The organism is Novosphingobium mathurense (assembly GCF_900168325.1).
GTDB classification, from domain to species: domain Bacteria; phylum Pseudomonadota; class Alphaproteobacteria; order Sphingomonadales; family Sphingomonadaceae; genus Novosphingobium; species Novosphingobium mathurense.
The window spans coordinates 395,723-420,831 of record NZ_FVZE01000003.1 but is presented as its reverse complement, the minus strand read 5'-3'; the positions used below and the strand labels follow the sequence as shown (position 1 = coordinate 420,831).

The following is a 25,109-nucleotide window of genomic DNA, read 5'->3' as shown; positions in this document are numbered from 1 at the left end:
CCTCAGCTCGCTCCGTAAACGGGCTTGGCCGGATCGCGGGTCTCAAGCAGTTTGCGCACGATAGGATCGAGTTCGCCCGCCTCGAAGCGCGCGCCCTTGTCGATAGAGGGGCTGTCGGTCCAACCCTGCGAGAGGAATATCTCGCCGCCCTTCAATTCAAAGACCTGCCCGGTCACGCCCTTCGACTGCGCCGAGACGAGATAGGCAACCAGCGGCGCCATGTTCTCGGGCGCGAATACGTCGAACTCGCCCTCCTTCACGTCCATGTCGAAGGCACCGGTGTTCGTCATGCGGGTGCGCGCATTGGGCGCAAGCGCATTGGCGGTCACGCCAAGGCGCGCCAGTTCGGCCGCCTGGACCAGCGTCAGCGCAGCGATACCGCCCTTGGCCGTCGAGTAGGCGGACTGCCCGACCGAACCCTGAAGCCCCGCACCGCTGGTGGTATTGATGATGCGCCCGTCAACCGGCTTGCCTGCCTTGGACTGACCGCGCCAGTATTCGGCAGCGTGGCGCGAAGTGCAGAAGTGGCCGCGCAAGTGAACGCGCAGCACTGCATCCCATTCCTCGGGCGTGCAGGTAAAGAACATGCGATCGCGCACGAAACCGGCGTTGTTCACCACGGCGTGGAGCTCACCGAAATTGTCCAGCGCGGCCTCGACCATGCGCTTGCCCGCGTCCCAGTCAGCCACGTCGTCGGTATTGGCGACGGCCTCGCCGCCCATTGCGCGGATCTCATCGACCACGCGCTCGGCCGCACCCCTCGTTTCTCCGTCCTCGCCGTGCGTGCCTACGCCCAGGTCATTGACAACGACCTTGCAGCCTTCTGCTGCGAGGCCCAGCGCATAGGCCTTGCCGAGGCCATTGCCCGCTCCGGTGACGATCGCGACGCGACCTTCGCAGATACCCATTATTCCGTCCTCTCGTATCTCAAAGTCGTTCGATGATGGTGACATTCGCCTGACCGCCACCTTCGCACATGGTCTGCAGGCCATAACGGCCGCCGGTGCGCTCGAGCGCACCGAGCAGCGTCGTCATCAGGCGTGCGCCAGTCGCGCCGATCGGATGGCCCAGCGCGATCGCGCCGCCCTGCACATTCACCTTCTCGTGCGGGATGTTAAGTTCCTTCATCCAGGCCATGGTGACGCTGGCGAAAGCTTCATTGCATTCGAACAGGTCGATGTCCTCGACGCGCATGCCTGCTTTCTGCAGCGCATACTGCGTCGCCGGGATCGGGCCGGTGAGCATCCACACCGGGTTGGCGGCGCGCACCGACAGGTGATGGATGCGCGCTCGCGGCGTCAGGCCATGTTCCCTGACCGCTCGTTCACTGGCGATCAGAAGCGCGGCGGAGGCATCGCAGTTCTGGCTGGCAACGCCGGCGGTGATCACCCCGCCCTCACGCACCGGGTTCAGGCCTGCTAGCCCTTCCAGCGTCGTGGACGGACGGATCGTTTCATCCTTCTCCAGACCTTCCAGCGGCGCGACCTCAGCGTCGAACCAGCCCGCGTCCCAAGCCGCCTGGGCTCGCTGGTGACTGGCCAGCGCGAATTGCTCCATCGCATCGCGGCTGATGCCCCACTTCTCGGCGATCATCTCGGCCGAGCGAATCTGGTTGACCTCCTCGTTGCCATAGCGCGCGTCCCAGCCTCTGGATCCGAGGAATGGACTGTCGAAGCCGTAAGGCTGCCCGGCGAACATCGCTGCGGAAATGGGAATGGCGTTCATTGCCTGACTGCCACCGGCAACGACGAAATCCTGCGTCCCGCTCATCACCCCTTGCGCGGCGAAGTGGACGGCCTGCTGCGACGAACCGCACTGGCGGTCAATCGTCACCCCTGGCACATGCTCGGGCATTCCGGCGACAAGCCATGCGGTGCGGCCGATATCCCCGGCTTGCGGTCCGATTGTGTCGCAGCACCCCCAGATGACGTCATCGACGAGACCGGGGTCAATCCCCGTGCGTTCGACCAGCGCCTTGATCGGATGTGCACCGAGATCGGCAGGGTGAACCTGGGCCAGGCTGCCCTTCTTTCGGCCGACCGGGCTGCGGACGGCGTCGACGATATAAGCTTCAGGCATGTTCGGCCTCTCGGGCAAAAGTCTGGTCGGGACCGAGCGGCTGCGTCTCGATGCGATGCAGTATCCGCTGGCGGTGGAAGTAGGGCGTGCCCCACGAGTTGGTCAGCGCGAGTGCGCGCTTGAGGAAGAGGTGGACGTCCACTTCCCAGCTGTAGCCCATGGCACCATGCACCTGGATCGAGGCGCGGGCGGCGTGGTCGGCCGCTTCCAATGCGACGATCTTGGCGTGACTGACACGGGCGCGGGATTGAACATCGCCATGGGCAATGTCGGCCGCGGCGGCCAAAACCACCGGGCGTGCGAACTCGATGGCCACCTGTGCCGAGGCGAGGTGATGCTTCACGGCCTGGTAGGTGCCGATCGGCTTGCCGAACTGCTGTCGGTCCTTGGCGTAGTCGACCGCAAGATCGACCGCGCGCTGAGCGAGGCCGAGGCCCTGTGCGGCCGCGAACAGGGCCCCACGTTCAAGCGTCAGGTCCCAGTCCACCGCGCCCAGCGGCTGCGCTTTCGCCACTTCCCAGTCCACGCGGTAGAGACGCCGGAACGGGTCGATGCTCTCCTTGCGGGTGAGCGTCACGTCCTCGCGCGCGGCGAGATAGGCCTGCCCGTCCTTGTGGAGGACCAGCGCCGTCGCCGCTTCGGCATCGGCCACGTAAGGGTTGGCCGGATGCTCGATCGCGATGATCGCCGCCGGATCGCAGAGAAGCTCGCTGTCCGGCTTTGCCGCCGCCAGCAGCGGCAGGGCAATGCCCGCGCTTTCGACCAGCGGATCGGGCAGCGCATTGTAACCGGCCGCTTCCGCGATCAGCGCGAAGTCCAGTTCGCCAAGGCCCAGACCGCCTGCGTCCTCGGGCAGAAGAACCAAGGGGAAGCCGGTCTCGACGATCTGCGCCCAGCGCTCGGCGTCCAGCACCGCGCCGCTTTCCATCTGCCGGCGCCAGTGATCCGGCGTGCAGGTATCTGCAAAGAGCTGTCGCGCGGTTTGTGCGAACATCTGCTGTTCGTCGTTCAGGGTAAAGTCCATGGGCCTGTTCCCCCTTACTTGCGCGGCAGACCGAGCATGCGCTCGGCGATGATGTTGCGCTGGATCTCGTTCGAACCGGCGTAGATCGGTCCGGCGAGCGCGAAGATGTAATCGTCGATCCAGTCATGTGCGCCCGGTTCGCTGAGCAGTTCGGCTTCAGGACCGAGGATCGCAAGCGCGGTGCGGTGCAGGTGGATGTCGAGTTCGGACCAGAAGATCTTGTTCGTCGACGCTTCAGGCCCGATCTTCGCCCCCGCAATGAGGCGCGAAGCGGTCTGGTAGATCGACAGCGCATAGCTTTCCGCATTCATGAAGGCGCGCACGACGTCGGCCTCCAGCGCGGGATCGATGCCCGGTTCATCCTTGCGCGCCTGCCAGAGCTTCGCGAGTTCGGCCGCCGCAACCTGATAGCGCGCCGGGCTACGCAGCATGAGGCCACGTTCGAAACCCGCCGTTGCCATGCAGATGTGCCAACCCTGCCCTTCGTCGCCGAGGCGGTTGAAGGCGGGAACGCGCACGTTCTCCAGGAAGATTTCGGCAAAGCCGACGTGGCCGTTGATCTTGCGGATCGGATTGACCGTCACGCCCGCGGCATCGAGCGGGAAGAAGATCAGGCTCATGCCGTGATGCCGCTCGCTGCCCGGGGCGCGAAACAGGCCGAAGGCCATGTCGGCAAAGGCGGCGCGGCTCGACCAGATCTTGTGGCCGTTGAGGACGTATTCGTCGCCCTCAAGCACAGCCGTCGCGCGAACGCCGGCAAGGTCGCTGCCCGCCATCGGCTCCGACCACGCCTGCGCCCAGATTTCCTCGCCAGAGGCCATCCTGGGCAGGAACCGGGACTTCTGCTCATGCGTGCCGAATTCCATCAGCGTGGGACCGAGCAGAAAGATGCCGTTCTGGTTGACGCGGCCCGGGGCCCTGGCGCGGTAGTATTCTTCCTCGAAGATCAGCCACTGGATCAGGTCGAGCCCGCGCCCGCCGTATTCCTTGGGCCAGGTAACCATGCCCCAGTCGCCGGACTTGAGCGCCTTTTCCCATTCACGGTGCGCCTCGAAACCTTCGCGCGTGGCATCGAAATGTTCGAGCGGGACGGCAGACACATGCGCTTCCAGCCATTCGCGCACTTCGGCGCGGAAAGCCTGCTGCTCGGGGGTGTACGTCAGGTCCATCAGAACTTTGCCGCCTTGCCGGTTTCGACGAAGGCATCGCGGCTCTTCTGCGAATCCTCATGCATGTACATTTCCAGCGTGAAGCCCTGCTCCCAGCGGTAGCCGCGATCGACGTCGCGCGGCTCGAGGCCGTTGAGCGCTTCCTTGGCGATCATGAGTGCCTTGCGGCTCTTGCCCGCGATCACTTCGCAAAAGGCCCTCGCCTCGCGCACCAGATCGGCGCGCGGCACCACCGTCTCGACCGCGCCAAGGCGATAGGCTTCCTGCGCCGGGATATTCCCTCCGGTAAAGAAGGCGGCCCGCACCTTGTGCAGCGGCAACATGCGTGAAAGGTGGCTGGCCCCGCCCATCGCGCCGCGATCGACTTCGGGCAGCGAGAAAAAGGCATCGTCAGCCGCGATGATCGTGTCCGACGCGCCGCAGATGCCGATTCCGCCGCCGATCACGAATTTGTGCACGGCCGAAACGACCGGCACTTCAGCCTCGCGGATAGCCTTGAAGGTCAGGTAATTGCCCCGGTTGAGCACGGTGATCCGCTCGGGGTGCGCCTGCATTTCCTTGATGTCGACACCGCCGCAGAAGCCGCGCGCGTCCTCGGCCGCGCGGATCAGCACGCAGTTGACCTCGGGATTGCGGCTCGCTTCGGTCACGATCGCGGGGATCGAGAGCCAGGTCTCGCTGTCGAAAGCATTGACCGGGGGCACGTCGAAGACGATTTCGGCGATACGGTCCTTGATTGTCGTTGTGATCGGCATGTTGCGTCCTCTCAGGCAGCGCCAACCGGCTGCTGCGCTGGCACGCCAAGGGCTTCGAGCCGCTCGCGTGCCTGTTCCATGATGCGGTCGACCAGCTCACGGCAGGTCGGCACTTCGGCAATCCGGCCACCGACGACGCCCGTCGCCATGACCCCGTGTTCGACGTCTCCCTCGACAACGGCCTTCTGAATCAGCATCGGCATCGTCGCGGCCATCATCGCCTGCTTGAGCGGCATCGCCCCGTGCGAGGTCATGCCTTTCGCGGCCTTGATGAATTCAAGCCAGGACGCGCCGGTCTGCTTCTTCATCTGCATTCCCGCTTCCAGTGCGCGCAGCCACATGCCAAGATTTCCGGACCTTTCGATCCGATCCATCAACTTGCTGCGGATCATGCGCTGGGGAATGCCGTCGAGCCTGGTCGTCACGACGATCCCGTCGGTGGAAGCCTTGAGGTATTCGGCCTTGGTGACGTCAGGCACCGGGCTTTCCTTCGTCAGCAGAAAACGTGTTCCCATGGCGATGCCTACTGCGCCGTAGGACAGCGCGGCCACCAGTCCGCGCCCATCGGCAAAGCCGCCGCAGGCGATTACAGGAACGTCAACGGCGTCGAGCACCTGCGGCAGCAGCACGGTGGTCGGCACCGAGCCGGTATGCCCGCCGCCCTCACCGCCCTGCACCGAAACCATGTCGACACCCAGTTCGACCATCTTCTGGGCGTGCTTCACCGCGCCCACGGTCGGGATGCACAGGATGCCCGCGTCCTTGAAACGGCCGATCATCTTCGCGTTGGGCCCGCGTCCGAAGCTCACCGCGCGCACCTGCTCGCGGTTTTCGAGGATCAGTTCGACGATCCTGTCCGCACCGGGCTGGAACGAGTGAAAGTTCACGCCGAAGGGGCGGTCGGTACCCTTGCGCACGGCAAGGATCTTCTCTCGCACTTCGTCAGGCGTCATGACTGCCGCACCGAGGAAACCGAAGGCCCCGGCATTGGAGCTGGCGATGACCAGCGAGGGCTCGGCCACCCAGCCCATCGCGGTCTGGATGATCGGGGCCGAACAACCCAGACGTTCGCACAGGACGGTATGGAGCGGGTTGCCCATCACGCTTCTCCGGCGTCCTTCTTGTTGGCGCTGGCCGCCGACTTGCCGCTGACGCCGGCGATCGAGTTGCCGGTGACCAGGTCGTTTTGCGCGTGGGCGAAGTGGTGCATGTGGAAGACCGCATCCATCGCCGCGCGCTTGCCGCGCAGTTCCTCGACGTGGTTCACCGCCTGCTTGGTCAGCCAATTGCCCAAGCGCGCCTGGCCGGCAAGCTTCCTCGCCCAGGCGGTGACCGCTTCGCGCAATTCGGCGCGTGGCAGCACCTTGTTGACCATGCCGAACTGCTCGGCGCGCTGCGCGCTCATGCGCTCGCCCAGCAGCAGGAACTCCTTGGCGACGCGCGGTGGCAGTTCGTAGGCGTGTGCGAAGTATTCGACGCCCGGAATGCCCATCAGCGGGTTTACCGGGTCCTGGAAGAACGCATCGTCCGATGCCACGATCAGGTCGCAGACCCAGGCCAGCATCAGACCGCCCGCCACGCAGGCGCCCTGCACCATCGCGATGGTCGGCTTGGGCACGTCGCGCCACCTGCGGCACATACCCAGGTACTGCTCCTGCTCACGCGTATAGAGCAGTTCCGCCCCCGGCTTGTTGGTATGCGGCGCCACCATCAGCCGCTTGTCGAATTCGCGGTGCAGGTCGCGCCCCGGCGTGCCGATGTCATGCCCCGCCGAGAAGTGCTTGCCCTCACCGCCCAGGACAATGCAGCGTACCGCGTCGTCGTTCGTGGCCTTCTGGAAGGCGTCGTCGAGCGCATAGGTCATCTGACCGTTCTGCGCGTTGTTGAACTGCGGCCGGTTCATCATGATCCAGGCCACGCCATCGACGACAGTGTACGTAACCGGCTCTTCGGTCTCGTAGACGATGTCGACGCTCTTCGGTTCGACGAGATCGCTCATCCTTGCTCTCCCTTTTTCCTTTACCCGCTCAGCCGCGGAGGGCCGGCGGGTTGTCCCTGATCACGCTTTCGCGAATGTTGTGCGGATCGAGGCTGGCAATGATGGCGAGCGCTTCGGCGCCCGGCAGCGGCGTTTCACCAACGTCCTCGGCCAGTTCGAGTTCGAAGCCAGTGGCTTCCTGCACTTCGTCGAAGGTTACGCCGTTATGCAGCGAGATGACGCGCATCGCATTCTCACTGCCGCCGAAGTCCATCACGCACAGGTTGGTGACGATGCGGCGAAGATCGATGGCGGAGTAGTTGCCACCCGCCACCCGCTTGGCAGGGTTGTATCCGGCACCGGAAATCATGTCGACTTCGCCGGCCACGAATACACGCGGGCTATGCGCCGGGAAGAAGAACGAGTTGGGGTGGTAGATCGTATTGCCGGGAAACCCGCGCACGCCCAGCATCTGCGTCTTGGGCTGCTGGTAGGTGCCGCCCATGTAGGACAGATTGATCTGGCCGAAACGGTCGATCTGCGTGGGCGTGACCATCGCGTGACGGCGCCCCGTCCAGACCGCGCTGTCGAAGAAACGCGAGAACGGCAGGTGTCCGGCAGGCTTGCGGTCGTCATAGGCGCGCGGCCCGATCGGTACCGGCTGCTCGACCAGATAGCATTCGCCGTCGGTCATCATCAGCTCGGGGCTGTGGGTCAGCTTGGCGAGGCTGGCCCCCAGACGCGGCACCGGACCGACGCCGGTCGCGACCATTTCCCCATTGCCGCGGAAGGCCTCGGAGGCCGCGAAGATGCAGAGTTCTGCAAGAGTAACCTGGGTCATCAGAATATCGGGAGCGGAAGAGCCGCCACCGCCTCCTTTCCGCCATTGCTTTCAAGGTATTGCGCTTCACTTGCGCCGACGAAGCGGTCCTTCACCGCGTCCCAGTCGCCAGGATCCTTCGCCGCACCGGCGTAGGCCTTGAATGCCTTCATGTCCCAACCGTAATGGGGAGGCATCGAACTGGGATGGGCGCCGCATGGCATCTCGACGACACCGCTGACGAAGCAGCGTTCGAAAAGGTTGGCCTGCGCCTGCTCGGGATAGTGGTCTTCCATGCGATCCACCATTTCCTCGCATGAAATATAGGTCTTCGCGGCCGCCTTGGCGAACCATTCGTCGTAATAGACGTCGGGACCGAAAACCTGCACGTTGCCGCGCCAGTCGGAACGATTGACGTGGATCAGTGCAACATCGAGCTTGAGCGCGGGCATCGCAATCAAGGTCTCGCCGTCCGCGTAGGGCGATTGCACCGTCTTGAGCCCGCCCAGTTCTGCAAGATCGGTACCCAGGCCAACGCGGGTGGGCAGGAAAGGCAGCTGAAAGGCAGCGGCCTTCAGGCCCCACTGGAACATGCCCTCGTCGACTTCGAGGACTTCGAGCTTGCCGGACTCGCGCGCCTTGCGGAACCACGGCTCGAGCGGGATCGCATCGAGCGAGACGAACGCGAAGACCAGCTTCTTCACCTTGCCGGCCGCGCAGAGCATCCCGACATCGGCGCCGCCATAGGCAACGACAGTCAGGTCCTTGACGTCGGAGCGCATCAGCTCGCGCACCAGCGCCATGGGCTTGCGACGCGGCCCCCACCCGCCGATCCCGACGGTCATTCCGTCCTTGATCTGCGCGACCATCTCCGCCGCGCTCATCCGCTTGTCGAGCATCATGCCCCTTCCTCTTGTTCCTGCTGTTCCTTGAGGGCTTTCTGCCAGGCCCATTCATGGCCCCAGACGCTGATCCCTTCGTGCTTGGTCACCGCCCAGTTGGCCGGGTCGATAATCAGGCTGTCGCAACCGATCTCAAGGTCGAAACCCGAGGGCGTCTGCACGTAAAACCCGGTCGTCTCGTCGTTGACGTGCCTGCCCAGCGTCGCGCTTTCCGGATAGCCGAAGCGCTTCATGCGGTCGTGCGCCTTGCCCACTTCGATCAGGTCGGGAAGCTCCAGCATGATATGCACCGCGCCCGAAGGCGGAACGGGGCCTTCGCCGAAGGCGATCGAATGGTGGCGACCGTTGTCCGCGTGCAGGAAGGCAAAGCCCATCGACGGTGCGTCCGGCCCCATCAGGTGGAAGCGCGGCATGTCGGTCTCATGGAAACCCACGACATCGCGATGGAACGCGATGGTCTCATCAAAATCGGGAGCGGAGAATACCGCATGGCCCATGCCCAGATCCCCGGTCAGGAATTCCGGCACGCCGATCGGCGAAAGGAAAGGCGTATCGCTGCGTGCATCGCCGCAGTAGAACTCCAGACCGTTTCCGGCCGGATCGCTCGTGCGGAACATCGCCTCGGCTCCACGTCCCGCGGCCTCGCGCACATCGGCCCATTCCACCGAACGACCGGCCTCGGCAATCCTGAGCGCCAGGGCATCGAGCGCGGTGCGATCGGTCAATTCATAGCCCGCCGCGACGAACCATTCGCGCGCACCGGTCTCGATCCTGAACCGGAACACCCGTTCGTCGACGCGATAGAGCGAAGCGCCATCGCGCGCATCGGGCGCACGCATGGCTCCGACGAATTGCGTGAGGAAAGTATTCCATTCCTCAGGCCTCGCCGTTTCGACGACGACATAGCCAAGTGCCTTGATACCCATGTTCAGTTCAATGTCCTTTCACGAGGTCGAGGAAGTACGGACGCTCGCCACCGCCATCGACGTTGATGCGCGCGCCACTGACCCATGAGGCCATCTCCGAGCAGAGCCAGAGCACCGCGCCCGCCGCATCCTTGCCCGTCCCCATGCGGCCCAGCGGCATGGAGGCGCCGACGCGGGTCTGCGCTTCCGCCTCGCCGTAGGTGAGTTCGGACGTTTCGGTCTGCATGAGCCCCAGAATCAGGGCATTGACGCGGATGCCGTCAGGCCCCCATTCCTGGGCCAGACTTTGCGTAAGATTGAGCAGCCCGGCCTTCGCAGCTCCATAAGCCGCTGTCCCGGGGCTGGGCCGGATACCGGATACGCTGGCGATGTTGACGATGCTTCCTGCGCCCGCAGCCTGCATCGGCGCATGGGCGGCCTGGGCCATGTACATGGCCGCATGAAGGTTAAGGCGCACGATCGCATCGAAGAAGCGCGGGCTCGCGCTTGCTGCCGGGGCATCGGGCGATCCGCCCGCATTGTTGACCAGAATGTCGAGGCGGCCGTGGTCTTCGACGACAGCCTGTACCAGCGCGCCAGCCTGCTCTGCCTCGCGTATGTCCGCAGCGCGGTAGCACACGCCATCAGGGAGATCGTCCGGTTCGTTACGGCCACAGACCACCACCGAGGCACCCGCCTGCGCGAGTGCAGCGGCAATGCCGCGGCCCAGCCCACGCGTGCCGCCGGTGACGATGGCAACCTGCCCGGTAAGATCGATGGTCTGCTTGCCCATCACGGGCTCCTCTCTCCTGCGAAACCGATTCGGCCAACGGAAATTCGCGTCCGTTCTGACCTTGCCTATCTGCACATATCGAAAGCTCAATGGCTTTTCAATTGACGATTTGCGTATCACATGCCATTTATTTTTACGAATGCAGCGCAAAGCGGCGTTGCTCCGATTCGTTACGAGGGAGAGAAGACCGAAATGGCCAGCACAGCTTCAGTCACAGATGCGGCCGCAGCGATCCCGACGCCCGGGCAACTCGCTGAGCGCGCACGCGCCATGATCCCGGTATTGAAGGAGCGCGCCGCGAAGTGCGTTGCCGATCGGGACGTGCCGGCAGACTCGATTGCCGAGATGCAAGCCGCCGGCTTCTTCCGTATTCTCCAGCCGAAGCGCTGGGGCGGCTATGAAATGAGCCCGAATGTCTTTTACGACGTGCAGAAAGCGCTCGCCGAAGGCTGCATGTCGACAGGCTGGATGTTCGGCGTCGTCGGCTGTCACCCCTACGAAATCGCGCTGTTCGATGACCGGGCACAGCAGGAAGTCTGGGGCCGGGACACGAGCGTACTGGTCTCTTCGTCCTACCAGCCTGTCGGCAAGGTAACGCCTGTCGAAGGCGGCTTCAGGCTATCGGGCCACTGGGGCTTTTCCACCGGCTCCGTCCATTGCGACTGGGTCCTGCTCGGCGCCATGGTGCCGCCGAGTGAAGAAGGCGGCGCGCCGGACATGCGCACTTTCCTGCTGCCCCGCAAGGACTACAGGATCGACCGCGATGCCTGGCAGGTCTTTGGCCTGCAAGGCACGGGCAGCCACGACGTCATCGTTGACGATGTATTCGTCCCCGAATACCGAACGCACCGCTCTGTCCATGGCTTCCTTTGCGAAAATCCGGGCCAGAAGGAAAACGACGCGCCGCTCTTTACCCTCCCCTGGGCGCAGGTCTTCACCCGCTCGGTCTCCACCGCAGCCTTCGGCGGAGCCCGCGCGGCCGTGAATGCCGCGGTGCAGATCATGAAGGACCGGGTGTCGACCAACACCGGCAAGGCATCCAAGGCCGATCCGTTCCTGCACGCGGCCATCGCCAAGGCCCATGCCCAGATCATAGAGATGGAAACCACGCTGCGCGTTACCTTCGACGAGCTCATGGGCTATGCCGAGCGCGGCGAGAAGGTGCCCATGGAGAAGCGCACGCTGTTCGTCTACCAGTCGTCCACCGTGGTCCGCCGTCTTGCCGATCTTGCCGACGAGATGATGCGGCTGCTGGGCGGACGGGCGATCTACAACACCAGTCCGATCATCCAGCCGTGGCTCGACCTGCACGCCGGCCGCGCCCACGTTGCCAATGACCCGAACAACCGCACCGCCGATCTCGTCGGTTCGATGCTGGGCGAAGAGCCCAAGTTCACTTTCCTGTAAGGGGGCGAGGCATGGCTAACATGAAGGAAGCGACGTACCGCGTCGCTGGCGGCTACGACATTCACATACGCGAGTTCGGACAGGGCCCTGTCGTGGTGTTCTTCCACGGCAGCGGTCCCGGTGCGTCGGGCATTTCCAACTTCCGGCAGAACGTCGACGCATTCGTCGAGGCGGGCTACCGCGTCGTGCTGCCCGATCTCATCGGCTACGGCTCCTCGTCGAAGCCCGAGGGGATCGACTATACGCTGACGCTCTTCGTCGACACCGTTTACGATGCCCTGCGCCAGCACGGCATCGAGAAGGCCTCGCTCGTGGGCAATTCGCTGGGGGGCGGCATCGCCATCGAAATCGCCGCCGTTCACCCGGACTTCGTCGAGAACATGATCCTCATGGCGCCCGGCTGCATCGAGGAACTCGATGTCTATTTCGCCATGCCCGGCATTGCCAACATGCGCTCTTCCTTCGGCAGCCCCGATTTCTCCGAGGCCGACCAGCGCCGCCTCAACGAGAGTCTCGTCTATGACCCGGCCATGGTCACCGACGAACTCGTGGCCGAACGCTTCGCAGTGTCGAAGACCCAGCCCAAGGACGTCATCGTGCGCATGCGCACGCACAACGTGCGTCCGCGCCTGCCGGAACTGAAAATGCCGATCCAGCTGTTCTGGGGACGCGACGAGGCCTTCATGCCGCTGACCGGGATCGATTACTTCTTCGAAGCCTGCGAAGATGTGCGCTGCGTGACCTTCAGCAAGGTCGGCCACTGGGTCCAGCTCGAGCGCGCGGCCGAATTCAACCGATATGCGACAGGGTTCCTCGATGAGCACTGCTGAAACTTACGGAAAGGCGCTTTACGACGCCCTTCGCGGTCGCAAAACGCTCACGCCGCTCATCGAGCAGGATCCGTCGCTGACGATCGACGATGCCTATGCCATCAGCCTGGACTTTCTCGCCCGCCGCCAGGCGGACGGGGAAAAGGTCGTCGGCAAGAAGATCGGCGTCACGAGTGAGGCCGTGCAGGACATGCTCGGCGTGCATCAGCCCGACTTCGGCTTCCTGACCGACTGGATGTATGTCGAGGGCGACATCGACATCGACGACAAGGCGCTCATCGCGCCGCGCGCCGAGGCCGAGATCGCGTTTGTCCTCAAGCAAGGACTGAAGGGGCCGGGTGTGACGGCAGCCGACGTGCTGGCCGCGACGCAAAGCATCGTCCCGTGCTTCGAGATCGTCGACAGCCGCATTACCGACTGGAAGATCGCCATCGTCGATACCGTCTCGGACAACGCGTCCTGCGGCGTCTATGTGCTGGGCGAGGATCGCCTCGATCCTGCCGGGCTCGACCTGCCGGGCCTGCACGTGGCCGTCACCAAGAACGGCGAGCCGCTGTCCGAAGGCTACGGCCATGCGGTCCAGGGCGATCCGGCGCAGGCCGTGGCCTGGCTTGCCAATACCCTGGGCGAATACGGCGTCACCCTCGATGCGGGCGATGTCATTCTCTCCGGTTCGCTGGTCCCCCTTGCCCCCGCGGTGAAGGGTGACCGTTTCGAAATGACCTTGAGCGACTCCAACCCGGAAAATGGGGGCCGCAAGCTCGGCTCCTGCATCGCGCAATTCGTTTGAAGGCCAATTGGTTTAAAGGACTCTGACATGGCACGCGTGAAGGCGGCAATCATCGGTTCGGGCAATATCGGTACCGACCTGATGATGAAGATGATCAAGTATCCCCAGAACATGGAACTCGCGGCCGTCGTCGGCATCGATCCCAACTCTGAAGGCCTCGCCATGGCCCGCGAGCATGGCATCGCCACGACGCATGAGGGCATCGAGGGCCTCAAGAAGCTGGCCTGCTATCCCGAAATCGGCATAGCCTTCGATGCGACCAGTGCCTACGCGCACAAGGTCCACGACGAAGCCTTGCGCGCCGACGGCATCCAGGTCGTCGACCTGACGCCTGCCGCAATCGGTCCGTTCACGGTGCCGCCGGTCAACATGCACGCCAATCTCGATGCGCCCAACGTCAACATGGTGACCTGCGGCGGACAGGCGACGATCCCGATGGTCGCTGCCGTCAGCCGTGTCGCGACCCGCGTCCCCTATGCCGAGATCGTCGCGTCGGTCTCCTCGCGCTCGGCAGGCCCCGGCACGCGCGCCAACATCGACGAGTTCACCCGCACCACCGCGAACGCGATCGAGAAGGTCGGCGGCGCCGAAAAGGGCAAGGCAATCATCATCCTGAACCCTGCCGAGCCGCCGATGATCATGCGCGACACGGTCTTCACGCTGTCGGAAGGCGCCGACGAGGACGCCATCCGCAAGTCGGTGAAGGACATGGTGGCCGAAGTGCAGAAGTACGTGCCCGGCTATCGCCTGAAGCAGGAAGTCCAGTTCGAACGCTTCGGCGACAACAACAAGCTCAAGATCCCCGGCATGGGCGAGTTCACCGGGATCAAATCGATGATCATGCTCGAGGTGGAAGGTGCGGGCGACTACCTGCCCAGCTATTCCGGCAACCTCGACATCATGACCGCCGCCGCCAAGGCGACCGGCGAACTGCTGGCCCAGCGGCGCATGGCCGCCAAGGAGAATGCATGATGGCCAAGTTCAACGTGGAAGCGGGCGAGAAGCTCTACATCCAGGACGTTACCTTGCGTGACGGCATGCACGCCATCCGCCACATGTACGGCATCGACCATGTGCGCGCTATCGCCAGCGCCATTGAGAAGAGCGGCGTGGACGCGATCGAGGTCGCTCACGGCGACGGTCTCTCGGGCGCCAGTTTCAACTACGGCTTTGGCGCACATACCGATTGGGAATGGCTCGAGGCCGTGGCGGATGTGCTCGACAAGTGCGTCCTGACCACTCTGATCCTGCCCGGCGTTGGCACAGTCGAAGAACTGCGGCGCGCCTACGATATCGGCGTACGCTCGGTCCGCGTGGCGACCCATTGCACGGAGGCTGACGTATCGAAGCAGCACATCGGCATCGCCCGCGATCTCGGCATGGATGTCTCTGGCTTCCTGATGATGAGCCACATGATCGAGCCCGAGGTGCTGGCCCAGCAGGCCCTCCTGATGGAAAGCTATGGCGCCCAGTGCGTTTACGTGACCGACAGCGGCGGGGCGCTCGACATGGACGGCGTGCGCGCCCGATTCGAAGCCTATGACCGGGTGCTCAAGCCGGAAACGCAGCGCGGGATGCATGCGCACCACAACCTTGGTCTTGGCGTCGCCAATTCGATCGTTGCCGCCCAGTGCGGCGCGGTTCGGATCGATGCCAGTCTCACCGGCATGGGCGCCGGTGCCGGCAATGCGCCTCTCGAGGTGTTCATCGCCGCGGTCGACCGTAAGGGCTGGAATCATGGCTGCGACGTCAATCTACTGATGGACGCGGCCGAAGACCTCGTGCGCCCACTTCAGGACCGCCCGGTCCGCGTCGATCGCGAGACGCTGAGCCTTGGCTATGCCGGGGTCTATTCCAGCTTCCTGCGGCACGCCGAAAAGGCCAGCGAAACTTACGGCATCGACACCCGCGCGATCCTCGTCGAACTCGGCCGCCGCAAGATGGTCGGCGGACAGGAAGACATGATCGTCGACGTCGCCCTCGACATGCTCAAGGAAAAGAACGCCTGATCCCATGACCGAATTTTCGCTTCACCGGGCTTTGCCGGTCGCCGAAGTGCCCGAGTGGCACTTCGACACCGATGTCGTCGTCATCGGCTTCGGGGCGGCCGGCGCCTGTGCCGCCATCGAAGCGGCTGAAGCTGGTGCCAGAGTGACCCTGTTCGAACGCAATTCGGGCAGCGGCGGTGCTTCGGCGCTCTCGGGCGGCGAGATCTACATTGGTGGCGGCGGCGGAACCGATGCGCAGCGCGCGGCGGGTTTCGAAGATACCACAGAAGCCCTCGCCGCCTACCTCAAGGCGGCGGGCGGTCCTTGCGCGGACGAGGCCAAGTGCGACCTTTATGCGCAGCATTCGCTGGCGCATTACAATTGGCTCAAGGCGCAGGGAGTGCCCTATCGGGGTAACTACCTGCCCGGAAAACACATCGAACCCGTCGATGATTCCACGCTGATCTGGTCGGGCAGCGAAGCGGCCGAACCCTTTTGCGATATCGCAACGCCCGCCCCGCGCGGTCATGTCATCCAGCACGCGGGCTGGGGCGGCGGACGACCATTGGTCGATATCCTTGAGGCGCGCACACGCGACCTCGGCGTGGAAATCGTCACCGATGCCCGCGCCATCGCGCTCATTGCCGATGGCGAGCGGATCGTCGGCGCAGTGCTGCGCATCGACAACGCCAACCACTTCGTCAAGGCAAGCAAGGGCGTGGTGCTTGCCACCGGCGGCTTCGTGTTCAACGAAGAGATGCGTCGCAAATATTGCCCCGAGACCTTCAAACTCAGCGATCCCATCGGCGACAAGGACGACGGTACCGGCATCCTGCTCGGCATGGGGGCCGGCGGAGATGCCATCCACATGGAGCAGTTCTTCACGACCTGCCCCTGGACGATGCCCGAACCCCACGCCTACGGCGTTTTCGTAAACGTCGCCGGACAGCGCTTCATCAACGAGGACTGCTACCACGGGCGCGTCAGCCGCTACGCGGTCGATCAGCCCGGCGGCAAGGTCTATCTCCTGCTCGACTGCGCGCATTTCTCGCAGCCGCTCGATATCGCCAACATGCGCATTGCCGGCACCGGGGAAACCTGGGCCGAAGTGGAAGCAGAACTGGAGATGCCAGAAGGCACCCTTTCTGCGACCATGGAATTCTACAACCGCCACGCCCGGGAAGGTCGCGATCCCCTGTTCGGCAAACGTCAGCCGATCCTGACTCCACTGGAGGAAGGGCCGTTCGTCGCGCTCGAACTCGATTTCCACGACAGCTACTTCAGCTTCTTCACGCTCGGTGGACTGCGTACGAATATCGACGGCGAAGTGCTCGACCGGGAGGGCGCGCCCATCGCAGGGCTCTTTGCCGCGGGACGCTGCACGTCCGGCCTGCCCGCATGGGGCCATGGCTACAGCTCCGGATTGAGCCTCGCCGACTGCACCTTTTTCGGCCGCCGGGCAGGAGCCAAGGCCGCGCAGACATAGCCCGGCCACGAGACCGGAAAAACGACAAGAAACATTGGGAGAGAACACCATGATCCTCAAAGACAAGGTCGTCATCATCACCGGAGCAGGCCCGGGCATGGGGCAGGCGATGTGCCGTGGCGCGGCCGCTGAAGGCGCGAAAGTCATAGTCTCAGCGCGCTCGAAAGACGCGATCGAGAGGCTTGCCGGCGAAATCGTCGAAGCCGGCGGCGAGGCGATTGCCGTACCCTGCGATGTTTCGAAGACCGAACAGTGCAATGCACTGGCCAAGGCCGCCCTGAACAAGTGGGGTCGGATCGACGGCCTCGTCAATTCCGCATACTACCACCCCGATTGGTTGGGCCTCGACACCCATTCCATCGACCAGTTGCTGATGGCGTTGGACGTGATCGCCGTGGGAGCGGTGCGCATGGCGCAAGCCGTCATCCCGACGATGCGGGCGCAGAAGTCAGGCTCGATCGTCAATGTCTCGACGCTGGCCACGCGCAAGCCGATGCCGGGGGAAGGCGGCTATGCAATGGCCAAGGCCGCCCTCAACCAGATGAGCCGCCAGCTTGCAGTCGAACTTTCGGGCAGCGGCATCCGCGTCAACACCGCCCTGATGGGATGGATGATGGGCGCACCACTCGAGGAATACATCGCATCGCTGGGTGACGGGGCCGAGGCCTTCCGCAACCAGCGCAGCGCCGAAATTCCGGTCGGCCACATTCCGCCCGACGCCGATTGCGCCAAGGCGGTCTATTTCCTGCTCTCCGATTATGCGAGCGAGATGACCGGAGCCGCGCTGGACGTCAACGGCGGCGACTGGGTTGCTGTTTGAGGGAGCGAAGAACATGCTGGATTGGATGAAAAACGCGCCAAAGCTCAACGACGATCCGGTCAGCGGCTTTGATCCCGATGCTGTAACCGTGGGCGATACGGTGGAGATCGACGCCCCCGCGCGTATCGTGTGGGACATCCTGACCGACTTGTCCCGTTATGCCGAATGGAATCCTTTCTGTGTGCGCGCCGTCTCCACGCTGGAGATGAGCGCAGCGGTCGAAATGACGCTCGTCAATTATGCCGCTCCGGGATCGCTGGTCCCCAACTGCGAGTATATTTGCGCCTTCGAACCGGAAAGGCTGCTGAGCTGGGAAATGATCCACAGCGATGCCTGGCCCTATCCCGCCCGCCGTGACCAGATCATCGAGGCAACTGGCGACAACACCTGTCGTTACCATTCGACCGACGCGTTTCTCGGCAACAACGGAATCCATGTGTACCGGTTCGCCGGTCCCTGGGTGAAACGCGCCTTCGACGACAGCGCACGGGCATTGAAAGCGCGCGCCGAAGCAATGTTCACGGCACTAGAGGAAGCCTGAAACCATGGCCTATACACTGCAACACCTGAGCGATCTGGAAGATATCAGGACGCTCAAGCACCGCTATTTCCGTGGCATCGACACTGCCGACATGGACCTTCTCGCGTCGCTGTTCACGGAGGACGTGGCCGTCGAGTATCGCGGCGGTTCCTACAAGGTAGCACTGTCCGGCCGGGACGACATGATCGAATTCCTCGCCAATTCCTTCCATTCCGGCACAGTGGCGATGCATCACGGCCATATGCCGGAGATCAGGCTGACCGGAGACAATTCAGCCGAGGGGATCTGGTACCTGGAAGATATCTTCATCAACCTCGAAGAAAAGACCCATACGTCCGGGACGGCGATCTACCGCGATCAATACCGGCGTGAAGGGGGCGTCTGGAAAATCGCCTGCACCATCTACGACCGGGTCATGGAAGTCGTCCTTCCACTCGATCCGGCGATCCAGATCACCGCGCATCACCTTGCCCGAACCGGGCGCAAGCCAGATGAGCGCCGCGACATCAGCCATCTCATCGAATGGACCCAAGCGGTCTGAGCGGGCGCGCCATCGGCACCTGGCTCAAGACGAGCGGCAATCGTTCCGACAGGATTATCGCCACCAAGGGCGCTATGTTCGACGCGCGCGCAGGGCTACCGACATTACTACGAGGGCGAATACGAAACGCTGCATGAAACGCTTCCGATCATGGCCTATGCCCCCACCAGCGGCGGCTACTTCGCCATGAAAGAAAAGCGTGAAGTCGCAACCGATCTCGCCACGCGCTATGGCAATCCCGTCAACCAAAGGCGCTTTGCGGCGGCGCAAGACTTGGCAAGGTGCCATGGCGTGGCGATCAACGACGTGGTGCTCGCCTATCTGATCAACCAGCCGAACCAGACGATCCCCGTATTGGGCGGATCCAGCCCGGCCCGCATCGAAGAAGGCGTCAGAGCCGCCGACCTAGATCTTAACCCGGAGGAACTGGCGCGGCTGCGCGCCTGACCGCTTCGACTGCACGGCGAGCCCTGACACCACGCGGCTCGCCCGAGAGCAGCGCGCTGAGCCGGGGTATCTCCACGCTCACCGGGCAGTGTTCCGGCAATGCCCCGAGAAATCCGCCTACGTCGAACACGCCTTCGCCCGGCAGGAGCCGCTCGCCTGACGCCTCCGCACCGAGATCATCTGTCGGGCATGCCTGCGGGCCATCGCAGGCTTGCGCAAAGAGGACAAATTCGTCCGGAGCTGCGGCAAGTTCGGCGATCGATCCGCCTGACCGCATCAGATGCAGCAAGTCGACATTGACACCAACCCTCCCCGGCCGGTCCAAGGCCCGAACCAGATCGAGCGCGCCAGCAAGCGATCCGATCTGCGAAAGCGGATAGAACTCGGCGGCTACCGCGAGGTCGAAACCGGCCGCAAGGTCGCAAAACCCGGCGAAGTTTTCAGCGCGGCGCGACACCTCGCGATCGTAGCAAAGTACGTTGACAAGACCTGCACCCAACTCGGCCGCGCATTCCATGGCCACCACATAGTCCTCGACGCGGGTACGCCCGGCCAAAGTGAACGGATAGGCAAGGTCCAGCGAGACTCCGTGATCCGCCATCCGCTTGACGAAGTCACGCCGACCGGAACGATCCGCGCACAAGTCGAACCTCGGCATCATCGGCAATACCGGCATCGACTGGATGAAAAGGCAGACACCGGTACAGCGCGCATCGTGCGCAGCCTCGACAAGTTCGACCGGATCCGCATCGATGACCGTCAGATGATCGAGTGAGAGGCGCATTGCCGCACCGTACACGCCCCAGCCTTATTAGACCATAATTTTTACGCAAAAATGCCATTATTATTTATAATAAATCATCTTTGCATCCATTTGTAGGTAATATAATGCGCATATATCGATCACGCAGGATTTGCCCTTTTACATCTATCGAGGGATCGCGCCGGTCGTCGATCCGACCTGCATGAGGCCATAAGGGAAGACGGCCCCATCGGCGCAAATCTTCCGGGCCTGGAGCAGACAAAGTTGCCGCACATGGAAGAGGGGAGCCCTAGAGCCGAACCACCTCCACTTGCGGGACAGGGTGGTCCTTGGCACCCAGCCAGCGCCAAAGCCCGGTCCCCTCGCGATGTCCGGCAAGATCGATCCAGTTGGCGAAACCGGGATCTGCGTCGGCGCAAACGACGATGACGCTGCCGTCCGGCTCGTATCTGGCCATGCTGCCATTGATCCAGACGTGCGGGTTGTTCACGTGATCGAGCGATTCCATCCACCAGTTGTCGAGCTGGAAATTCCACATGCGGCACTCTGGCGGCGTTGCCCGGATGACCAGCGCCTCGCCGGGCTGAAGATCGAAGTAGATATGCCCATACCAGATATTGGGATCGCCGCCGGCGCGGTAGAAAACCGCCTGATCACCGTCATAGATCCGGTTCGGCTGCGCCTTGAACCACTCTGACCAGTCAGCGAAAGTATTGGCGGTTCCGCGCACCCACTGCGCCGCGCCCTTCAGCTGGCTCTCGATCTGCTCAGGCCTCAGCACAAGCGGTGTCTCGGGACCGGGGCCAATCCGCTCGATGCGGACGTCGGCGGGGACTTGCGTTTTCTTGTCGTCGAACGTCTGGCGTACGATCAGCAGAGACGTGTCGTCCGACATGGGCAACCAGTTGCCCGGCTTCTCATCCTTGCTGACGACGATCTCGAAACTGCCGTCCGGTCCGAACTCCATGTCCGCGAACTCGATCTCACCGGTGGAGGCCATGGTTCCGTCGGTCGCATAGCGGTTCGCCTTGCTGCCGATAGAGAAATAGGGAACCGTATTGCGCTTGCCCGTGATGCGATACTCGCGGTCCGCGCTGACGACGCATTGCTGATAGAGGTTGTCGGGATTGTCTGCGCCGATCTTGATCTTGTCGTCGCAGAGCAGGAAGAGGCGTGGAAAATCGGGATCGGCGCTGTCGACGAGCATGTTGAGCGCCGTGCGCGTCAGGCGCGAAAGATAGCGCAGCCCTTCGGCCTGGTCGATCGCCGCGCCCGGCGCTTCCTCACGCATCAGAACATCTCCGGCCTGCGCAAGCTCTTCGCAGAATTCACGCCATACGTGGCCGAGCTTGGCATTGCCGCACGATGCGTCATTCATTGCAGTTCTCCCGGTTTTTTCGCTTTGCTCAAGGCGCATGAGGCGCCAGAACGGTTGGCATGACCCATTCCCTGGAAAGCCTTGCCGAGCGTCTTCAACGCCTCGAGGACCTCGAGGCGATTCGTTCGATCATTGCCCAATACGGGCCGCTCGCCGACAGCGGCGACGGCGAAGCGCTCTCGCAACTCTGGACCGATAACGGTGAATACGAAGTCGTCGGATTCGCCGCCGCACAAGGGCGCGGTGCCATTGCCGGCCTGATCGAGGGGGCGAACCACCGGTCGCTGATGTGTCAGGGATGCGCTCACCTGCTTGGCCCCGTCGCCATAGAACTGGACGGCGACCTTGCCAGTGCGCGCGGACACAGTGTGATCTTCCGCCATCTTGGCGACGGGCAGTTCGAGGCGCACCGCGTTGCGGCCAATTGCTGGACTCTCGAACGCAGGGCCGAGGGCTGGCGCGTCATTCATCGCGCCAATGCCCTCCTCGACGGGCAGGAAACCGCCCGCATGCTACTCACCCCGCGAGTTGCCCCCCATCGACCGTGAATAGCGAGCCGGTCACTTTCCGGGCCTTGTCACTGGCCAGGAACGCAAACATTTCGGCGATATCTTCCGGGGCGCAGGCGCCGTTTTCGAGCTTGGGCGCATTGCGCATCACCAATGACCAGTCGACATCACCTTCAGGCGGCGGGGTCTGGGTCATCGGGGTTTCCACATGCCCGGGACAGATCGCATTTACCCGCACCCCGCGAGCGCCATATTCGATGGCCAGCCCCTTGGTGATCGCAGCCACGGCATGCTTCGAAGCCGAATAGGCGATAGTATAGGCGATTCCCTGAAGCGCGGCCGTAGAGGCAGTATTGACGATATTGCCCTTGGACTTTGCAAGATGCGGCAGCGCCGCCTGGCAAAGCACGAAAACGCTTGTCGCATTGATCGTCATCAGGCGCTCGAAGTCTTCGACTGCAAAGTCCCGGGAAGGGCCCCACTTCAGCATTCCGGCAATGTTGCACAGGATGTCGAGCCCTTCCTTCGCCGCCACGTCGACAAGGTGCCGAGACGAAGCGTGGTCCATTGCATCGTAAGATTGGATCACCGGCGGCGTGGCCATCATCGCCGCCGTTTCCTGCAGGCCCTGCACGTTGCGATCGCCGATCGTCACTTGCGCACCTTCGGCAGCAAATCGGATGGCGGTTGCGCGCCCGATACCCGATGCCGCGCCGGTTATGAGCGCCCTTTTCCCTTCGAAAAGCATATGTCTGTCCTTCCCGTCCGGCCGGCTCAGAATTTCACGCCTGCGGTAACGCCGAAGGTACGCGGTTCCGGGAAGTAGCCCAGCGTCATCCCGCCGAAACCGGGTCCGAAGTCGATGAAGTTGTTGGGGCTGTCCTCCTTGGTGAGATTGCGCACGAAGGCGGAAATGGACGCCTCGACACCCCCGAGCATGACTTCGGAAACCGTTGCCCGCAGGTTCACGATAGTCCGACCCGGTGACTGCGTGTTGTGCGCATTCTGGTCCGAAGCGATATCCGTGGAGAGCGCATAAGGGAAAGTATAGTACTTCGAAACGTAGCTGAGATCGCCGTAGAGGTTCAGCTTGCCCCAGCCCCCCTCGATCACGCGCCAGTCGACGCCGAGCGCGGCGGTCGTCTTGGGCGCATGGGGGAACGCACGGTTGTCCGCCACGTCGACGCCGCCGTCGATGAAGCTCTTGTACTTGGAATCGAGGAATGCCAGCGAACCGTTGATCGTCACGCCCGAAACGGGCCGCGCGACGAGTTCGAATTCCAGGCCCTGGATGCGGGCCGCACCGGCATTGCGCACGATCGAGGCCGCAGCCCCTTCCGCGGTGAAGATGGCGAGCTGCATGTCCTTGTGTTCGTCCCGGAAGGCCGCGACATTGAACACAAGGGCGTTGCCCAGAAGCTGGGTCTTCGCACCAAGCTCATAGCTGTCGACCTTTTCCGGGCGGTAGGGCCGACACAGCTCGGTGGCTCCGGCCGGACAGCCTGCGGGGGCTGCAGGATCGAAGAATACATTGGTCTCACCGTTGAACCCGCCCGATTTGAAACCACGGGCAAAGCGGGCATAGACGTTGACGTCCGGAGTCACTTCGTAGCTGAGCGTCGCGGCGGGAGAGAAGTTGTTGTACTTCGCATCCGGGAAAGTGCCGTAGGGCAGATCCGCGACGACCGTCGGCGTGAAGATGCCGTTGGCCGCGTCGAGGTTCACCCGCAGGAAGCGGCTGATGTCCTTCTTCTCATGCGTATAGCGCCCGCCCAGCGTCAGCTTGAGCGCGTCGGTGAGATTGTAGTCGAGCTGCGCATAGAGCGCATAGGCCTTGGTATGCGAACCGTAGTTCGATGTCAGGTCGAGGCCGCCCCCGAAATAGGTTTGCGGGTTATTCGTCTCGGCCTTCTCGCTGAAGTAGAAGGCACCCACGACGTACTTGAGCTTGTCCGACAGCGCCTCGCCCGTCACCTGCAGTTCCTGGCTGAAGGCATGGTAGTCGGTAATGCGCTGCGTGTAGGCCACGGCGAGTGGCGATCCGTCGAGGTCGAGGCCATCGGACCATGCGAGGTCGCGATAGGCGGTAATCGACTTCACTTCGGCCGAACCAAGGTTGGCGGTCAGGGTCAGCGCGTGACCATAGCTGCGCGAATGCTCATAGACGTCGCCATCGATCGAAGCCGTGCCGACCCGGTTGGGGTCGGTGTAGAGATTGAGCGGGAAGAAGGCCCCACCGAAAGCGTAACCGGGTGAGTTCGGATCGAAGATGTCGCGCGGATCGCCATTGCGGTTGACCCGCAGCAGCTGCGAGAACGGCGGAGTCTGCTTGTTCCTGGAATAGTCGTAGGTGTAATCGGCGGTAATGTCGTCAGACAGTTCCGCGCGCAACTGCACCATGAAGCTTCCCGACTTGATCGAGTCCGTCCGGTTGCGGACCGGCAGCGAGGATCCGGGTGTATCGTATGGATCGGGGACAAGGTCGATCAGCCCGTCCCGCTTGCGATACTGACCGGAGACCTTGGCCGAAAAGATTCCCATCTGCGGCAGGTCGATGACCCCGCGCAGCTTCCATTCATTGAAGCTGCCGTAAGTGATCTCTGCCATGCCGCCTGCTTCGCCGCTGGGCTTCTTGGTCACGAGATTGACGGCACCGGCCAGAGCATTGCGGCCATAAAGCGTGCCTTGCGGACCGCGCAGCACTTCGACCCGTTCGAGATCGGCAATGTCGAAGATCGAGCCCTGCGCCTTGGCGATATAGACGCCGTCGAGATAGAGCCCCACCGCAGGTTCCCACGTGATCGCGGGATTGATGGTGACCGAACCGCGGATCGAGATCTGGGAGATCGTCTTCGACGACGGCGCGCGTTCGATCTTCACGTTGGGCGCGATGGTGCCCAGCTTGTCGATGGAATCGACACCTCGGCTTTCGAGATACTGCTCGCTCACCGCCGAAATCGCGATGGGAACGTCCTGGATGTTTTCCGACCGCTTCTGCGCGGTGACGACGATGGCGCCGATTCCGTAATCGTCGTCAGACGTCCCCTGCTGCGCAGAGTTCTCCTGCGCAAGGGCCGGAACGGCCGTGAGGACCGCAACGGTCATCATAGCGGTGCTGCAAAGAAACTTCCTCATCCCATCCTCCTGCGAACGCGCCCGATTCGAGCATCGCGTATTTTTGAAT

General features: G+C 63.1%; 26 protein-coding genes. 11 read left to right on the top strand and 15 right to left on the bottom strand.

Translation table 11 applies throughout. The annotated features are described in order from the left end of the window. Positions 1-2: 2 nt before the first annotated feature. The 11 genes from B5483_RS12930 to B5483_RS12880 are packed head-to-tail and all read right to left on the bottom strand — an operon-like array spanning position 3 to position 10,425. On the bottom strand, positions 3-908 hold the full coding sequence (locus B5483_RS12930; RefSeq protein WP_079730630.1) for an SDR family oxidoreductase: 906 nt from the start codon (positions 906-908) through the stop codon (positions 3-5). Between the two features lie 19 nt (positions 909-927). Next, positions 928-2,079 (bottom strand): acetyl-CoA C-acetyltransferase, encoded by a 1,152-nt coding sequence (locus B5483_RS12925; RefSeq protein WP_079730629.1) that lies wholly within the window; start codon positions 2,077-2,079, stop codon positions 928-930. Beyond that, on the bottom strand, positions 2,072-3,103 hold the full coding sequence (locus B5483_RS12920; protein ID WP_079730628.1) for an acyl-CoA dehydrogenase family protein: 1,032 nt from the start codon (positions 3,101-3,103) through the stop codon (positions 2,072-2,074). The genes B5483_RS12925 and B5483_RS12920 overlap by 8 nt, the downstream gene beginning before the upstream one ends. A 14-nt stretch (positions 3,104-3,117) precedes the next feature. Next, positions 3,118-4,272: an acyl-CoA dehydrogenase gene (locus B5483_RS12915; RefSeq protein WP_079730627.1), complete on the bottom strand. Its 1,155-nt coding sequence runs from the start codon at positions 4,270-4,272 to the stop codon at positions 3,118-3,120. Next, positions 4,272-5,027: an enoyl-CoA hydratase family protein gene (locus B5483_RS12910; protein ID WP_079730626.1), complete on the bottom strand. Its 756-nt coding sequence runs from the start codon at positions 5,025-5,027 to the stop codon at positions 4,272-4,274. The genes B5483_RS12915 and B5483_RS12910 overlap by 1 nt, the downstream gene beginning before the upstream one ends. 11 nt (positions 5,028-5,038) lie before the next feature. Further along, the gene (locus tag B5483_RS12905) at positions 5,039-6,127 is read right to left on the bottom strand and encodes an NAD(P)H-dependent flavin oxidoreductase (RefSeq protein ID WP_054946053.1); all 1,089 of its coding nucleotides are present in this window, start codon (positions 6,125-6,127) and stop codon (positions 5,039-5,041) included. Next, positions 6,127-7,026: an enoyl-CoA hydratase gene (locus B5483_RS12900; protein ID WP_079730625.1), complete on the bottom strand. Its 900-nt coding sequence runs from the start codon at positions 7,024-7,026 to the stop codon at positions 6,127-6,129. The genes B5483_RS12905 and B5483_RS12900 overlap by 1 nt, the downstream gene beginning before the upstream one ends. 28 nt (positions 7,027-7,054) lie before the next feature. Then, entirely contained in the window at positions 7,055-7,846 is a 792-nt protein-coding gene (locus tag B5483_RS12895; protein WP_079730624.1) for a CoA-transferase subunit beta, read from the bottom strand. Further along, positions 7,846-8,727, bottom strand: coding sequence for a CoA transferase subunit A (locus tag B5483_RS12890; protein WP_342743671.1), 882 nt, complete (start codon positions 8,725-8,727; stop codon positions 7,846-7,848). The genes B5483_RS12895 and B5483_RS12890 overlap by 1 nt, the downstream gene beginning before the upstream one ends. Next, positions 8,724-9,653 carry a VOC family protein gene (locus tag B5483_RS12885; protein WP_079730623.1) on the bottom strand — a complete coding sequence of 310 codons (930 nt, stop codon included), beginning with the start codon at positions 9,651-9,653 and terminating at the stop codon, positions 8,724-8,726. Before B5483_RS12885 ends, B5483_RS12890 begins: the two co-directional genes overlap by 4 nt. 7 nt (positions 9,654-9,660) lie before the next feature. After that, the gene (locus B5483_RS12880; RefSeq protein WP_079730622.1) at positions 9,661-10,425 is read right to left on the bottom strand and encodes an SDR family oxidoreductase; all 765 of its coding nucleotides are present in this window, start codon (positions 10,423-10,425) and stop codon (positions 9,661-9,663) included. Positions 10,426-10,617: 192 nt separating this feature from the next. On the opposite strand from B5483_RS12880, the gene B5483_RS12875 reads away from it, so the two are divergent. The 10 genes from B5483_RS12875 to B5483_RS12830 all read left to right on the top strand — a co-directional run bounded on the left by B5483_RS12875 (position 10,618) and on the right by B5483_RS12830 (position 19,275). Further along, positions 10,618-11,832: an acyl-CoA dehydrogenase family protein gene (locus tag B5483_RS12875; protein WP_079730724.1), complete on the top strand. Its 1,215-nt coding sequence runs from the start codon at positions 10,618-10,620 to the stop codon at positions 11,830-11,832. 11 nt (positions 11,833-11,843) lie between these two features. Beyond that, a complete protein-coding gene (locus B5483_RS12870; protein WP_079730621.1) occupies positions 11,844-12,662 on the top strand; it encodes an alpha/beta fold hydrolase in 819 nt (272 codons plus the stop codon). Then, positions 12,649-13,452 (top strand): fumarylacetoacetate hydrolase family protein, encoded by an 804-nt coding sequence (locus tag B5483_RS12865; RefSeq protein ID WP_079730620.1) that lies wholly within the window; start codon positions 12,649-12,651, stop codon positions 13,450-13,452. Before B5483_RS12870 ends, B5483_RS12865 begins: the two co-directional genes overlap by 14 nt. 27 nt (positions 13,453-13,479) lie before the next feature. Next, the gene (locus B5483_RS12860) at positions 13,480-14,424 is read left to right on the top strand and encodes an acetaldehyde dehydrogenase (acetylating) (RefSeq protein WP_054946046.1); all 945 of its coding nucleotides are present in this window, start codon (positions 13,480-13,482) and stop codon (positions 14,422-14,424) included. Beyond that, positions 14,421-15,461 (top strand): 4-hydroxy-2-oxovalerate aldolase, encoded by a 1,041-nt coding sequence (gene dmpG / locus B5483_RS12855; RefSeq protein WP_079730619.1) that lies wholly within the window; start codon positions 14,421-14,423, stop codon positions 15,459-15,461. Before B5483_RS12860 ends, dmpG begins: the two co-directional genes overlap by 4 nt. Positions 15,462-15,465: 4 nt before the next feature. Then, on the top strand, positions 15,466-16,926 hold the full coding sequence (locus tag B5483_RS12850; RefSeq protein WP_079730618.1) for an FAD-dependent oxidoreductase: 1,461 nt from the start codon (positions 15,466-15,468) through the stop codon (positions 16,924-16,926). Between the two features lie 49 nt (positions 16,927-16,975). Next, entirely contained in the window at positions 16,976-17,746 is a 771-nt protein-coding gene (locus B5483_RS12845) for an SDR family oxidoreductase (RefSeq protein WP_054946043.1), read from the top strand. Positions 17,747-17,771: 25 nt separating this feature from the next. Beyond that, positions 17,772-18,287, top strand: coding sequence for an SRPBCC domain-containing protein (locus B5483_RS12840; protein ID WP_245829139.1), 516 nt, complete (start codon positions 17,772-17,774; stop codon positions 18,285-18,287). 4 nt (positions 18,288-18,291) lie between these two features. After that, positions 18,292-18,828: a nuclear transport factor 2 family protein gene (locus B5483_RS12835; RefSeq protein WP_054946042.1), complete on the top strand. Its 537-nt coding sequence runs from the start codon at positions 18,292-18,294 to the stop codon at positions 18,826-18,828. Positions 18,829-18,978: 150 nt separating this feature from the next. Further along, complete coding sequence (locus tag B5483_RS12830) at positions 18,979-19,275, top strand: aldo/keto reductase (protein WP_139383984.1); 297 nt, start codon at positions 18,979-18,981, stop codon at positions 19,273-19,275. Here B5483_RS12830 and B5483_RS12825 read toward each other — a convergent pair. Beyond that, positions 19,241-20,059: a sugar phosphate isomerase/epimerase family protein gene (locus tag B5483_RS12825; RefSeq protein WP_079730615.1), complete on the bottom strand. Its 819-nt coding sequence runs from the start codon at positions 20,057-20,059 to the stop codon at positions 19,241-19,243. The genes B5483_RS12830 and B5483_RS12825 overlap by 35 nt on opposite strands. Before the next feature lie 268 nt (positions 20,060-20,327). Then, on the bottom strand, positions 20,328-21,416 hold the full coding sequence (locus B5483_RS12820) for a DUF1214 domain-containing protein (protein WP_079730614.1): 1,089 nt from the start codon (positions 21,414-21,416) through the stop codon (positions 20,328-20,330). Positions 21,417-21,475: 59 nt separating this feature from the next. Here B5483_RS12820 and B5483_RS12815 point away from each other — a divergent pair, with 59 nt between their 5' ends. After that, entirely contained in the window at positions 21,476-21,964 is a 489-nt protein-coding gene (locus B5483_RS12815) for a nuclear transport factor 2 family protein (RefSeq protein ID WP_079730613.1), read from the top strand. On the opposite strand, the gene B5483_RS12810 is transcribed toward B5483_RS12815, so the two are convergent. Both B5483_RS12810 and B5483_RS12805 read right to left on the bottom strand, forming a co-directional pair. Next, positions 21,933-22,673 (bottom strand): SDR family NAD(P)-dependent oxidoreductase, encoded by a 741-nt coding sequence (locus B5483_RS12810; RefSeq protein ID WP_079730612.1) that lies wholly within the window; start codon positions 22,671-22,673, stop codon positions 21,933-21,935. The genes B5483_RS12815 and B5483_RS12810 overlap by 32 nt on opposite strands. A gap of 26 nt (positions 22,674-22,699) precedes the next feature. Further along, positions 22,700-25,060 carry a TonB-dependent receptor gene (locus tag B5483_RS12805; RefSeq protein WP_054946036.1) on the bottom strand — a complete coding sequence of 787 codons (2,361 nt, stop codon included), beginning with the start codon at positions 25,058-25,060 and terminating at the stop codon, positions 22,700-22,702. Between the last annotated feature and the right edge of the window lie 49 nt (positions 25,061-25,109).